11 protein-coding genes are annotated in these 13,565 nt (G+C 45.0%); 1 reads left to right on the forward strand and 10 read right to left on the reverse strand.

Annotated features, from left to right (window positions below):
• Positions 1-167: 167 nt before the first annotated feature.
• The 10 genes from mdoH to CSR02_RS13625 form a co-directional block, all read right to left on the reverse strand.
• Complete coding sequence (gene mdoH / locus CSR02_RS13580; RefSeq protein WP_099542005.1) at positions 168-2,483, reverse strand: glucans biosynthesis glucosyltransferase MdoH; 2,316 nt, start codon at positions 2,481-2,483, stop codon at positions 168-170.
• Positions 2,484-2,485: 2 nt separating this feature from the next.
• The gene (locus CSR02_RS13585; protein ID WP_167384153.1) at positions 2,486-3,670 is read right to left on the reverse strand and encodes a polysaccharide biosynthesis/export family protein; all 1,185 of its coding nucleotides are present in this window, start codon (positions 3,668-3,670) and stop codon (positions 2,486-2,488) included.
• A 30-nt stretch (positions 3,671-3,700) separates the two neighbouring features.
• The gene (locus CSR02_RS13590) at positions 3,701-4,897 is read right to left on the reverse strand and encodes a hypothetical protein (RefSeq protein WP_143225598.1); all 1,197 of its coding nucleotides are present in this window, start codon (positions 4,895-4,897) and stop codon (positions 3,701-3,703) included.
• A 337-nt stretch (positions 4,898-5,234) separates the two neighbouring features.
• Positions 5,235-6,593, reverse strand: coding sequence for a secretion/conjugation apparatus DotM-related subunit (locus CSR02_RS13595; protein ID WP_099542008.1), 1,359 nt, complete (start codon positions 6,591-6,593; stop codon positions 5,235-5,237).
• Positions 6,593-7,258 carry a lytic transglycosylase domain-containing protein gene (locus CSR02_RS13600; RefSeq protein ID WP_143225599.1) on the reverse strand — a complete coding sequence of 222 codons (666 nt, stop codon included), beginning with the start codon at positions 7,256-7,258 and terminating at the stop codon, positions 6,593-6,595. Before CSR02_RS13600 ends, CSR02_RS13595 begins: the two co-directional genes overlap by 1 nt.
• Positions 7,259-7,315: 57 nt before the next feature.
• Positions 7,316-7,711, reverse strand: a complete 396-nt coding sequence (locus tag CSR02_RS13605) for a RepB family protein (protein WP_099542010.1) — start codon at positions 7,709-7,711, stop codon at positions 7,316-7,318.
• A 47-nt stretch (positions 7,712-7,758) separates the two neighbouring features.
• Positions 7,759-8,649: a hypothetical protein gene (locus CSR02_RS13610; protein ID WP_143225600.1), complete on the reverse strand. Its 891-nt coding sequence runs from the start codon at positions 8,647-8,649 to the stop codon at positions 7,759-7,761.
• Positions 8,650-9,020: 371 nt separating this feature from the next.
• Positions 9,021-9,467, reverse strand: a complete 447-nt coding sequence (locus tag CSR02_RS13615) for a hypothetical protein (protein WP_143225601.1) — start codon at positions 9,465-9,467, stop codon at positions 9,021-9,023.
• A gap of 61 nt (positions 9,468-9,528) precedes the next feature.
• Positions 9,529-11,142 (reverse strand): pentapeptide repeat-containing protein, encoded by a 1,614-nt coding sequence (locus CSR02_RS13620; RefSeq protein ID WP_099542013.1) that lies wholly within the window; start codon positions 11,140-11,142, stop codon positions 9,529-9,531.
• A 33-nt stretch (positions 11,143-11,175) separates the two neighbouring features.
• Positions 11,176-12,360 (reverse strand): hypothetical protein, encoded by a 1,185-nt coding sequence (locus CSR02_RS13625; RefSeq protein ID WP_099542014.1) that lies wholly within the window; start codon positions 12,358-12,360, stop codon positions 11,176-11,178.
• Positions 12,361-12,838: 478 nt separating this feature from the next.
• Here CSR02_RS13625 and CSR02_RS13635 point away from each other — a divergent pair, with 478 nt between their 5' ends.
• Positions 12,839-13,450, forward strand: a complete 612-nt coding sequence (locus CSR02_RS13635) for a hypothetical protein (protein ID WP_143225602.1) — start codon at positions 12,839-12,841, stop codon at positions 13,448-13,450.
• The last annotated feature ends 115 nt before the right edge of the window (positions 13,451-13,565 follow it).

Below are 13,565 nucleotides of genomic sequence, written 5' to 3' on the forward strand. Positions count from 1 at the left end.
GATTCGAACCCACGGTACGGTTCCCCGCACGCTGGTTTTCAAGACCAGTTCCTTAAACCACTCGGACACCCTTCCGTCTTGATAAAGTAGGGATATTTCAAAGATAGAAAGTGGTCAAGTTATTTAAGACCACTTTCTTCTATAAAAATTTGTCTTATTTTGTCTTATCAGGCGTTATGCTTTTCGCAATGAGACTGATGAAGTAAATCGAGACAAGCCTTTTCATTTAAAGCGAACATAAACTCTTTAAGGCTTAATTTTTCTCCTTTTGATAGTTTTTGTTTAATCTTTGCTGATATGTGAGTTTTAATCCTGCAACGCGCACGTTGTGCTAGATAAAAGGATTTATCCTTTAGCGCGTAAAGGAAGCACTCAACTTCATTTTCTGGATCTGGAACGCGCAGTTGCAGTTCTTTTGTCCATATTAGTGTGTTTTTTATTTCTTCTGGCGGATTAATTTCTTCAGGTATGCTGAATATCTTCATCTTCTTTAAGATGGGGAATGTTCTGCTTGTAAACCTGGCAATAATAATGCTGCCCGATAGACCGCCCAGGATTGGGAAGAACCATAAGAAGAGGCTCATAGGCTCCAAAAGATGTCCAGATGCCATTGAGAGCAGGGCGGCCGATTGTGCGGGCACCTTCTGTATCTCCGCATAGAGGGCTATTGTGCACACGATACCAATGGCAGTTGTCCAGCTAAAGCATTTGATGCAGGTCGACCAAGACAGTGCTTCATCATCGCGCTGCTGTGTGCCCCATGAGATGCTTTTCCGTTTTGCCCAAAGCCATACGAACTTTGAAATGAAAGCCATCATCAGAGGGGCGAAGAAGAAAGTGAAGATGGTTTCAAGTGTCATGCTTGTAATTAATTTGACTGTTCCCCCGCACGATGCCGTTTTCTTTTGCTTGATACAAAGAATGAGCGCCAATATGCGGGGGGCGAACATAAACACTATTGAGGCTATGAGCATAATAATTGAGGGAACTTCAATCTTGCCAATATCTTCATTGCTAAATTTCCCTGATTGAATAAAACTCACCATCGTTGGTGCGGAGATAAGCAAGAATATTCCCCAGATTGGTGCTGATAAGTAACCCATAAAGCCAGTTACAAAATTTTCACGGTGGATCTTTTTTAATCCATCGATGAACAGAAATCTCGTGTGCTGGAGGTTCCCTTGCATCCACCTCCGTTCTCTTGCCATGAAGCCGATAATGTTGGCCGGTATTTCTTCGTAACTTCCCCCGATATCTGGCAGAAACCACACTTCATATCCGGCTCTAGCCATAAGCGCAGCCTCAATAATATCATGACTTAAAGGCTTTCCGCCCCAAGGCTTTTTGCCCGGCAGATCTGGGAGCAGGCAGTTTTCCATAAACGCCTGAGTACGGATCATTGCGTTGTGCCCAATATAGCTTGCGTGGCCCATATGCATGGCCTGAAGTGCATATGAGAAGGCGGATCCGTACCTTCCGCCAGCGAACTGCTGCATCCGCCCAAAGAGGCTTTCTCTCATCACAGGTGTAGGATTTGTCTGAAGAATACCTAGCCGGTGATTGCCTTCCATCATGCGGAGAAGGGTATGGATGGTCTTCCCGTTCATAATGCTGTCAGCATCCATAACGAGCATGTAGTCGTATCTTTTACCCCAGCGGCGACAGAAATCAGTTACGTTGCCAAGCTTGGCATTTTCATTGGTTGTCCGCCATCTGTAATGGAACTTAATTTGCGGACAGGCCTGACGTGCTTGTTCCAGTGCAGCTAATTCAGCAATTCGGTATGATGGTTTGCGACTGTCCGAGAGTAGGAAGAATTCGTAATGCGCCCCCGCCGCTTCCACATTTTCTAATAAGGATGTTGCAACCGCGATCATCCCGCCCACAACGCGATGTGGATCTTCATGATATACTGGGAATAGGATCGCGACCTTGGCGTCTGAGCGTGGGTTACAGGCCGTGTGAGCTGGGTGCCAAGGGTTTCCTTTCGCCCCGCGAATAGCATGCCACGTGCCGATCATCAATTTGGCAAAAACATTGATCATGAAGAAATTCATGATCGCCATGAGAGTGATTATAATGTCCACAAGGAGGGTGGATGAAGTCTGTACGGAAATCATCATAGAAGACAGCGCCGTCATAAGCGCCGTCAATGCCAATGAGACAAAAGTGGTCACACGACGTCTACGTTCCACGACTTTAGGCCAGACAGGATCCTCGCCTACATGCTTGTCTCCCTGAGCCTGTAAATCAAAAAAGCGGCGCCGAAGGGCCGCTTTCCAGGATGTTTCCATGATAGGCGTACCAATCGGTGTCCTGTCTGGAGGAGGGGTATTATCTGGCGGGGTGTTATTGTCCAGCCATTCAGAGAGATCCTCCCAACTCTGGATGCGTTCCTGCTCCTTGTGTGCTTCTGCCGGGCTAAGCCCGGACAGAGCTAGATAAGGGTATGCGTCTAAATGATCAGCTTTAGATGCATCCATAATCAGGGCCTCGCAATCAATGCTGGTTCGGCCATTTGGAATATAGTGTTTAGAACGCGAGCGACCGGTATGATGGGAGACTCAGCAACATAAACAATATCGTTGTTTTCCATTGGGAAGAGCTGTGAAGCCGCGAGGCCATCCCCATCAGTCCAGGAGAAAGTGAAGAGTGTCGGCTTTTGCCCATAGTGTTGGCGGAATATGAAAATCTTGGTGCTATTGGCCGTATTCGGATTGAGACCTTGTGATGCAGCGATGGTAGCAGCAAGGCTTGGAGATTTGGCGAAACTCAAAAGCCCGTTTCTTACAATACCCCCACCAAGCATGGTAACCTGCACCGCAGGTCGTTTGCGAATAATGACCTTATCCTTGGGGTGCAGGGTGATGTCTTGGTCAAGGGCGGCCGACATGGGGATGTCAGTCTCTACGCCATTCCGTACGACAGCAACAGTTATAGCGTTTGTGCTGGCAGTGTCGCTTGATGAAGAAGATGAGCTATTTTCGTTGAGAGTGGTTGTGCCGTTACCTAATCCAAGTGTAATAGCCTCGGATAGCGAAACCCCTCCGGCATTCCATGGGACGATCTGAGGTTGCCCAGTTGCGCCTGTAACCAGCACACCTTGATGTCCTTCAGCGACACGCACTGTCACATCTGGATTGTGAAGAATGCCAAGAGCTTTGTATCGAGCCATAATGGCTGATCGGGCCTGACTTTCTGTTTTTCCGGCAACTACTACCCGCCCTGCGTAGGGGAGAGTGACACTACCAGATGCATCGATCTGAAATTTACCTAATGGTGTGCCTTGGATGCCCGATGCCATGGCAGGTGATGAGGCAGACTGAGAAGGATCAACACCTAATCCACCGCCACCGCCACCTTCGGAAAAACTCCAAAGAGAGATTTGGAGGTCATCACCAGCATGTAGACGATAGTCATTAGCTGCCTGGGAAAGCGCAAGATGGTTTAATGCTGCAGTTATTTCTGACTGCTGACGATCGTGCGCTTCAGTTTGCATCTGAGCAGCCATGTCTGGACTGACATGTACAATGCTTACAGACTTGGCCTGTTCAATTTCCCCAGCTAGAGGGCCGGCATTGGGCATTGATGTGCCGCATGCTGTCAGAGAAAGAGAAGTGGTAAGGGCAAGGGCGACTGAAAGCCGCTTACGGAAGGATTTATCGAGCATAGTAAATGAGCGCCTTATATATTCCGCCATTTATCCGAGAACGGCATAAAGAATCATGGAAACGATGAATACGATGGAAACCCACTTCAGACTGTAAGGGCCAGCAGGGGACTTAGGGTTGGACGGGCTTCCGATCATTTCAACATAGTAGTGGTTCTGGGCTGCATTGATCCGAGCTTGCTGTAGAGCCGCGCCGGCAGCTTCAAGTAGCTTAGCGTCAGTTTCGCGCTTGATAGTTAACCCTTCATAGGTGGAAGCAGATGGGAACAAGGTCTTGGCGCTATTTAGGGAATCTTGTACGCCACCATTTATCACTGCCATTTGGGACTGGAGAGAAATTGCTGAAGGGCTGTTTGGCGCATTTCGGGAAATAGCTTCAAACTGACCTTTAAGCTCAATTCTCTTGGTGTTGAGCTGTGAGGCTTCATCCAGTAAAGACGCATAGTCAATTTTAGGATCTAAAGCGCCACTTTGAGCCCGCCATGCAGCGATAGCGATATCATCCTCTGAGAGGGATTTTCTAAGCCGATCGCATTCCAGTTCTGCAGCAGTAATGGTCTCGGCATCCTGCTGACGATCTTGATAGTTCAAATTAACGATCGCATCATGGACTAATGCAGTAGCGATATTATGAGCGTCTTCAGCAGTCCAGCCGGTAACTGTTAATTTTGCATCACCGGTATTTTCGTCAACATCCATATCAAAAATACGCTGATAGTACTTCCATAGCGCCACATCGCCTGAGCCTTTACGCCATGAGGATGAAAGGCCGCCAACGCGGGTTACAAAGTCACCACGGGAATAGAGTTTCTGAATGTCGTATTGGCTATTAATCGACTTAAACTCATCGAAAGTATCTAGCCGGTCTTTAAGCATCCAGATTCCAGGTGAATCATGACCGCCACCAAGCAGAGAAGAAATCGATGAGGATTGTGATTTTGCTTGCTCAACAGGGCTACTTACTCGAAGAACCGCCTCTGACTCATAAATTGGCGATGCAATTAGTCCAAAATAGATGATGGTGCATAGATTTGGAAATCCCACTAGCGTCAGAAATAGAGGGGATTTAAGGAATGACAGCTTAGGGGGCAAAAGGCCTTTGGGGCTCTGAGCTGATTTTGGTTGGCTTTGTTCAATGGCCACAGGAATTTCAGCTCCCCGCTGTGGAGTGTAGGGCGGATTCGAAGTTTTGGGAAATATGCTTCCAGCAACATTCGTTTCGGACATGAATTTTACCTTAAAATCCAGACATCTTATGGAGAAAAGCCAATTTTAAGGCTTTTTCTGGTTTTTCAGTATTCTGAGAAGGTTATGTCAAATAAACCTTGGGTTTGGATATATGAGGATTGAATGTTTTCATTGATAAAATCCCGTTTCGAGGTTTCATGTAAAAGTGAAAGAAGCTTTGTTCCGCGCGATAAATAGCATAAGGCCATTATTATATCAAAGCCTAATCTAAAAATGATAAGGCCAAAATCTGGATACATCCTTCCGCTCAAGCAGGGGAGGGCGAAATAGCCTTGTCAGTTTCATATTCAGAAATAACAGAAAGTGGTTGGAAGGCTTAAAATTGAATACGCTCACGGAAGTAGTCATCGAGGGTCATGACGCCGTCTTCTCTTACGGTCATTTCTAACCCCTCAATGGCGCTTGCCACGTAAGGCGTGTCTAACCTCTTTCGTTCAACTCGTTCAGCATGAAAGTGGCTTACTGCTCCAGCACATTCTATATGGTGCGCTTCTCTTCCGACATTATTCATGCAGTACCAAAACGTGCGGTCTATTTTCTTGACCCATCTAAAGCCACTGGAAGCGTTAACGCCAGCATCACCGCCACCCCATTTAGCCATAGGGCCGCCAGCGCCATATATCGCCATCATTGCTGTGTTTAGATAGGCGTGGGCATTGCCTCTTCTGTTCAGATCCTCAACAAGTTGTTTGTTTGAAAAATATTTGGCCATCTGTTTTCTGGTTGAAGATTCCGCCTCTTTAGGGGACTTTGAGGTGCAATGAATTAAATCCAATATGCCGCGAAATTCATCAACAGGTTTGCCTGATTTATGTGTGTAATTTAACCAGGAGAGTATCGCTATGGCCTGCATGTAGTAAGGTGCGTTTTCAATGCCAGTCCATTGCGCACCTAATTGACTTTTAAAAGTTTGTTCTGCTTTTGCTATATCGATTTCACCATTAGTAATAGTTATCCCATTTTCTTTCATCCATTGTTGTGGACTTTTTGCCGGATCTTCTGCGGGGCCAGCAGATTCTGGCACAAATTCTGCGCTGTATTTTGTCCCTTTCCAGGCAAGTGATTGGTATTCGAAAAAGTTGGGACCTGATTTCAACCATTCTTTCTTCGTCTCAATAAGCCTTGAGAAAAAGGTTAATGTGAGTATTTTTTTTACAATGAAGGATAGAGTTTTAGACTTATAATCAGCCTGAAGAAATTTTCTTGCCGGTTTAAATGTTATCTTCTGATTAAAAATATAGGGGACATTTGTTAGTTCTTTTCCTGTCAAACTGTATACTGTTTTATAAGACTTCGTTGGCCTGTTTTTGTATGTTTTCCAAAATAAAAATCCGACCAGCGCCACGTAAGCCAAAAACATATGATAAAAGCTGGCAATATCTTCCGCAATCCACAGAGTGGTGCTCCAAGGGACGGTTCCAATGAGCATTGGGTGATGCATATAATAATCTATATAATGCTCAATTTTTAGGCCGTTGACGTCTCTCAATAAATGTATTTTGTCTAGCAGGTGATACTGCCAATCAGCATTGCCTAGAATAATAAACTCTAAGGGCGGCCTCACCCATGGCCAGAAAAAGATAAATGCAAGCCAAATAAGCAAGGCCACCATAATGACCGTTTCTTCACTCCCCATAAGGGGTGGGGCTTTTTCACCGGGCCGGGGAGGAGCCATTATCCGTTTTGCCTCTGATTGTTGAATCCGGGTGTCGCAGATCTAGCTTCCTGCGAATTATTTACTTTTGATGAGCCAAAAAATAACTTCGCATAATTTGCAGCAAACCGTCTCTGATATCGTAATTTCGGGATTATATTATGAGAGTTGTATAAACCCACGGCTTCCGCAAGATTGCCGCCTGCTTCGTCAACATATGTGCGGAAGACCCAAGTGCCGATGAGTATATTATAACAACCCCAATCTCTTACTGCAGACCAGGCCGCTTTTTTATCACCGCCAAAATGAAAGTTCGCTACATCTGGTATCCACCTACTATTTACTTGCATGGGACCCAAATCGTAAGTGCCGTTATCATTGTGGTGTTCCATTCCCAATTGACCACCTTCTGTGCGTAGTAAGGTAAGGATAATGCGATAGGGTATGTGGAACGCATCAGCGGATCTCAGGATGCATGTTCTTGTAATTGGGGTTTGTTGTGCATGAGCTGAGCGGGGTAAGAGTGCTATGAAGGCGCATATTACCCAGAAGGATAAAATTAGATGCCGAAGATGTTTTTTTTCTTTTTCTCGTCTCAGGACCATTTTCTTCACACAATCACTCAATAGCGCACCGGGCAGGTACATATATGTTGCAATAGTGACGAACGGCCAGACGATATTCAAGGCTAAGCCCCAAAGCGTGGATGGGTCTTAATTTTTTTTTGAAATCGGGAAGTGCCTCTAATTTAAATTCTCTCTTGAATTCGCGATATAATGACAAACTCCCCATTCCAGAATTGAGGAGATGCTGACGTTATATTTACGGGACATCTCTTTTATGATGCTGTGAGAAGCCTCATCAACCCAACCCCCAAAGAAAAATTTCCCGCGATTGCAAGTGGCATCCTGAGTTCTCGCTTCCGCAGATGGCCCTCCCTCTCTATGGTCACGGTTGATCGTTATGTTTATTCTTTGATCGTCTCCTACTTCAGAAGAAAAAGTATTTATCGCGTATTCAATGATATGTAATTTTGTAATACCGTTTGTTCTGCAAATTTGTTCTATTTTATCATGGAGGTCAGGCTCTATAAATCCAACAACTTTTTTCCTAGTTGTTTTCTTTTTATATTCTTTCATTTGATATTCCTGTGGCTGTCTAGATTTTCCACTTTCTTTTAGAATAATTATAGCTGAACATTTGGCGTCGGCAATGATTGCGTTTCATCAGGCCTAACTGATGCTTTTTCAAGGGATAGCTCATTTCGCTCCAGTGAATGAGTGGGTTGGAGCTGAGATGTGTTTGCCAGCAACGTAAATCCAGTTTCCGATGGGATATGGCAAAAAGTCTGGAATGCTTCAGGTGTCATCATGGCACTGATTATCTTCGCACTGAGAACCTCAGCTTGTTCAATAACCGGACTGTGGACCTGACTGTGCGGGGAAATGCCATGTCTTATTGTAAGGTGAGTTGCGTCACCAAATTCCCCATGGAAAATCCGCTTAGAAATGTCGCTGATTGTTCCCACGCCTTGATAATCAATAAATTTGTCATCAAGATTGACCATTACCCAGACAGGGCAGCCTTTCTGTTTATCTATGATCGCAGATATACTTGGTTGAGATGTTCCGCTTCCTCCTAATTTTCCTGCGATATCCAGATACTTGAATATCGCCATGGCCAAAATATGTGAGCCGCGGGAGTTATTTAGCTCCAAATCAGCAGCATCCTTACAAACATTCTGCAATGTTTGGCCGGCGAGGCTTAGGTTTTGAATGCTTCCGTCACCTGAAGCAATCTGCAGATTTGGAGAGGTCTTTAAGTCAGAGCAGAGAGAGTTTTTCAGGATATTCTCTGGTGCAACCCGATAGATATTTACCTTTGCTTGGCTAACTTTTGTCTTATCGACAATTACCAGCCGTGTCCGACTGTCATCCAGCCGTCTAAATTTAAGGGCATCAATACCATTTTCCAGCAGCAGCTTTTGAGCTTCTGATGGTATTCTGTTCATTTCCCAATCTAGATATTTATGCGGAGGTATTCTTCCTTCCTGAGTAAGACTTTCTAGCCAAATCATCAGGGAATCCTTTAGGGGGAAGCAATCATTATCAGGCACCTCGGCGATATTCGTGAAACTGGTTGTATACCTTCTTAATGCGCAATCGACATTTTTGGGTATAGGGGGGACATCTCCATCTAGCATCGAAAACATGCCTGGAGTAGTTTTGTCCTCTATCCGGGTAAGAACCCATGCGCTCCGTTTTTTAAGGCTCATCTCAATGTATTTGTCCGTGGTGGCAAATTCAGATGCTTCTGAGAATTTTAGTTTTCGGGGATGCAAGGAACAAATTTAATACCCAAGCGCCAAAACCTGCATATGCAGGCAAGTTCTGGTGTCGATGCAGTCGCTTAAAGCCACTGAACATAGCATTGGGAATGTGAGAGATTTTAGCGGATATTTAAGGTAACGGTATTGAAGTCGTTATCCATGCACGCATTGCGTGCGTCTGGTAGAGATGCAGTTCTACTTAGGGTTGAGTATGAATTAGCAGACCTCTGTACTACCCGACTGCCGTAATCTGTAAGAAGCAGCCTGATGCATATTCGCATGGTCGTAGTAGGGATTTCTATTGATGTGTGGTCAGAATATCCCACGATTTTAACGTCATGACCAAGAATGGCTAGGGTGCCGTCTTTCTTATAGAACTCTTGGGAAAGTATGCCCTGAGCAGAGAGATCGGACGTTGAAATATCATAAGAATGAATTCCTGAGACTAATGATTCTGTGGCCTCAACAATCTGCCCTAGCTGTACTTGAATTGTTTTTTCGTGAACCAGCTTAAGCCCCTCCGAAACCAATGCTGCACCGAGTGAGGTAAGCAGGGCTACCATCATTAAACCAGCTCCCACCTGAAGGGGTGTGTAACCTGCTTCTGATAATCTGTGGTGTTGGGCCTTAGGCTGGGAAAGGAGCATTAGTAATGGTTTCTGGACTTGTTTCGGATGGCTCTGCTTCCTGAAGGGTATAGGATACGTCCTTGCAATCCACTTCTTTGTTGATGTTAGGGGCTAGTGATGAGGCTTCCATACCAGAAAGGGCTTTGCTTAAGGAGGGCAGGCATAAGGCCTTTGTTTCTGGATCATCGGGCTTAAACCGTACAGTTTCCCCGTCTGTCGTCAGAGTCATTCCGAACAAAGAGCCATCTTTATTATATTCGGCAACCGTGCATATCGGTCGCCCCTGAGAATCATCTTTCACGTAGCAAATATCTATCAGACCTGGTGAGGTCTTGATCAGGGCGGGGGACGTTCCTGTTCGGGCAGAGAGGGATGCAGGATCAACGAGGACGGTGTTGCCAAACTCTTGACCAGATTTTAGCCTTGAAAAAGCAAGTGAGAGTTTAGTCATCTCGGCGCTATTGCAGACAAGGATATCTGATGAAGTGCCATATGTGGATATTAAATCATCTACGATAGAAGTCGAAAAGCCAAAGCCATCTCGATGATTGCCAATATTCACAGAGTTGAAGGCAGCATTAATTGCTTCAATAGACTTCGAACTTCCCAGTGATATGTATGTATCATTCAATATTTTGCTGATCCGGTCTTCTGCTTTACATTGATCACTTGGAGTTACTTGCAACTTTCTAAATAGATCCTTCGTTTTTTTTACAACACTGCGGGCCGTACGTCCGATGATGCCTCCGAATTTCCTTGAGGCTCTTGTCCAGATTGAATCTGATGCCCGCAAAGAGGTAATTGCGGAAAGCCCACTAGCAACCAGTATGGCGGCAGTAGTGTAGAGAGGCATGACAGAGAGCGATGTCGTTGATGTAAGGGTTGCTGAGGCGGCAACAGCAGTACCCATACCTAGGAAGCCGGTAGAAAGAGCGGTGAGAGATAATTTGGAAATGGCATCTTCTAGCATCATAAGTTTTGGAATGTGACCTGTACACTTATTCCAAATAGCTCCATGCATACGAGCATCTTTCCATTCTAAAGATGACTTGAGTTTATTTGTGCTGAATGTGCACTCATTGAATATCGGTGTGATAAAGAAAGAAGATGATAGAGAGGTTCCTTTCAAGTTGAGTTCAATAAATTTTGTATCTACACCATGGGCGCTTGATAAATCAGAGCCGTTCATATTGCATCTTTGGAAAGAGACTTCGTCGAGAGTGATGCCTGTCAGGGCTGATTCAGAGAGGTCCACATCCTCTAGATTAGAATAAGACAGATCAGAATATTCAGCTCTTAGATTTTTCGCAGAAAAGTTGGAGCCCTTTAGCTTTGTAGCCGATGCAGAGCAAATCAGAGCATGATCTATAACGCTGTGATCAAATACACAGCCATCTAGCTTAGAGTATGACAAGTCAGCATGTCTCAGGAGTCCGAAACTAAAATCGGTGTCAGAGAGATTGACCCACCGTAAATCTGCAAAATCCAGCTTTTGAGAGTGAGCTGAGACAAAAGCAGAAAAGCTTTCATACTTTCCTTCTAAATCTATGATGGGCGCCTTATCGCTTCCTTCAACGAATGATATTGTAAAAGGCCTCTTTTGAGATGTCATAAGGCTACCTCCTAGTCGAACACTCAAGAGAGACTAAGGATCGGGAGAGGGTTCGAATTCAGATGTTGGGGATGGTTCATGCTCCAGATGACTATCATGAGCATGTTCTGGGAAGGCCTCCTGGAGTGTGTTCGAAGCGGTCATGACAGATGACTCGATGTTGTTGTAGGCATCTCTAACGGTCAACACCTTTCCATCTCTGGTAAAGATCTCTCTATTAGCCTTGATGCCGCTTTTGAAAACATCTGAGCAGTTTGATGTGCCACCAGAAAATTCGGCATTGAGGAATTTCAACCCCGATGTCGGGCCAAGGAGATGAAGAACGTATAAGTTGGTAAGCGTATCAGACCCAGGTCCGTATTTTCTCTCAAGTACGCCTTGGTTGTGTTTGATCGCTTCTGCGGCCATCATGGTCGCAACAGGAAGATTGTCTCGTAACTTTGAGATAAATTTCTCAGCATCTTTACTGTCGACTTTGAGCTTCCCTTGGTCATCACGTTCAATATGAGATGCTGCAATTGCAAGACCGCGGCTATGGTTCATGCCGAAATGGTCAATCGTGTCCAACCATGAACTTTTAGTAAACTGGAATGCTCCTTCTGCAGAAGACCTCGTGTTGCCAATATGCTGATTCATACGGCTTTCAAGGTATGAGAAAGTAGCCAAAAGGTGGCTACTCACCCCAGTTGTTTGATGAGCGTAAGAGATCGCTTTTCTTAGCCTTGGAGAAATGTCGTCTAGAGGAATCTGACGAACGTCATCTGACTTGACCTGCTGATGCTGCAGTAGGCGCGCTATCTTTGGTGCCTCGTCCTTTGAGACGGCGGAGGTGGCTATGGATTTCAGATGGGTTCGTAAGCTTTTACCACCCTTGCTGCTGTTAATGCCAGCAAGCGGGACATTAGCAGGCTTCAGAGAAAGATGAGGGGTGGCAGACTTAGGAAAATCTAGGGTTATAAATTTGGTGACCAGATGATCTTTGTTTTGGGGATCCAAAACCATAAGAGGGGTTGCTGAGAATATACCAACAACCACAAAGCCTGCAGCTATTTTTCTTGTGGATGGCCTGGATGCAGAGTCTTTAATCTTGTTAAAAAATGAGACAAAATCCTTTCCCTCTGGTACGCTTATTTTCGTTCCTTTGGAAAGGAATTTAGCCAGAAAGGGCATTTTGGTCTGGATTTGCCCAATATCATGCTCATTGATCAAAGGGATCACGACTTAGCCTCCTTTCTGGGGATGATTACTTCATGCAGGCAATCATCTGGCGTTGAATAAACCAGAGTTATCGAATGGGCTTTGTTTAGTAAGTCCGTGAAGCTTTTTTCTATGTAATAAGTGGATTTGGTTACCTGTTCTCCACAGGTAAATAGGATTTTATCAGAGTTCAGGACAAAGCCATCTGGCACGAACTTCGTGTCATTAAATGACGCGAAGATCGCTAACTCTCCAGCTTTATTAACCGCTGAAGATAAGGCTATGTGACCGTGAGTCTGAGACATATTGGCTTTCTCTAACTAAAGAATATCCATGGAATTAAACTAAATTTCTATGCAAGAGACAAAGTCTGAAAGACAAGGCCTTTATTCCGAGTGGCCTGTTCAGTACGCTTTGGGATGACTTTTGGCCTTTGTTAAGGTCATTTTATTCCTTAACCTTATAATACTCCATGGTGGAGTTTTTGTTGGCGGGAGCGATGGCGAAGACTGGCCCTCGAAAAGATTGGTCGAGTGAGGATAATGTCGCGCTAATAGTGCTGTGGCATAAATTCTCTAGTGTGGCGTTGATCGCCCTGGCTCTCGATCGATCCAGATCTTCTGTTCAGACGCAGGCATCAAGAAAGAAACTCCCTCAGATAAAAGGGGATATGTCTCGCCATAGGCAAAAATGGACTTCGGATGAGGATGATTGCCTCGTAAAAAACATAGAGCGATTGAAAAGGAAGGACGGACTTGTGCCTGCCTTGGAATTGTCTAAGGAAATGGGTCGAAGCATTGACGCCATTATGGCCAGACTTGAGTCTATGCACCGTAATGATTTGATTAAAATACTATGGGTACCTTCGTTAAAAGACCTTCTAGGAAATGAAGCGGATAACGTTGAAGCATTCTTGAATGAGCATGGCAATTCTTATGTAGAAGAGAAAAAAATAGAGACTAAAATGGTTACTGCCGCAGGGGAAGTTATAAGGCGGAAGTGGCCGAAAAACTTAGATTGCTTAAGATGCAAACAAAAATTTCTTTCCTATGGGCCTGGAAATAGAATTTGCCCAAAATGCCAAAAGATCAATTCAGAAATGGCCGATTAGAGCAACCGCAATTGCTAGGTTTTGCCTTCTGACCTGCTCACCGACCTGAAGGCCGATGGTTCCAGTGTAGGCGTGCATTAAGCTGCCCTCCTGATGCTTCCTGCTTCAACGGGCC

This window comes from Acetobacter pomorum, from assembly GCF_002738225.1.
In the GTDB taxonomy this organism is placed as follows: Bacteria; Pseudomonadota; Alphaproteobacteria; order Acetobacterales; family Acetobacteraceae; genus Acetobacter; species Acetobacter pomorum.

What these genes read in the sequence shown, in the direction of transcription:
- CSR02_RS13620 (WP_099542013.1), bottom strand. Translation starts at nt 11,142, where the DNA reads ATGACATCTCAAAAGAGGCCTTTTACAATATCATTCGTTGAAGGAAGC.
- CSR02_RS13595 (WP_099542008.1), bottom strand. Translation starts at nt 6,593, where the DNA reads ATGGCTCCTCCCCGGCCCGGTGAAAAAGCCCCACCCCTTATGGGGAGT.
- CSR02_RS13605 (WP_099542010.1), bottom strand. Translation starts at nt 7,711, where the DNA reads ATGAAAGAATATAAAAAGAAAACAACTAGGAAAAAAGTTGTTGGATTT.
- CSR02_RS13590 (WP_143225598.1), bottom strand. Translation starts at nt 4,897, where the DNA reads ATGTCCGAAACGAATGTTGCTGGAAGCATATTTCCCAAAACTTCGAAT.
- CSR02_RS13610 (WP_143225600.1), bottom strand. Translation starts at nt 8,649, where the DNA reads ATGATTTGGCTAGAAAGTCTTACTCAGGAAGGAAGAATACCTCCGCAT.
- CSR02_RS13585 (WP_167384153.1), bottom strand. Translation starts at nt 3,670, where the DNA reads ATGCTCGATAAATCCTTCCGTAAGCGGCTTTCAGTCGCCCTTGCCCTT.
- CSR02_RS13615 (WP_143225601.1), bottom strand. Translation starts at nt 9,467, where the DNA reads ATGATGGTAGCCCTGCTTACCTCACTCGGTGCAGCATTGGTTTCGGAG.
- mdoH (WP_099542005.1), bottom strand. Translation starts at nt 2,483, where the DNA reads ATGGATGCATCTAAAGCTGATCATTTAGACGCATACCCTTATCTAGCT.
- CSR02_RS13635 (WP_143225602.1), top strand. Translation starts at nt 12,839, where the DNA reads ATGGCGAAGACTGGCCCTCGAAAAGATTGGTCGAGTGAGGATAATGTC.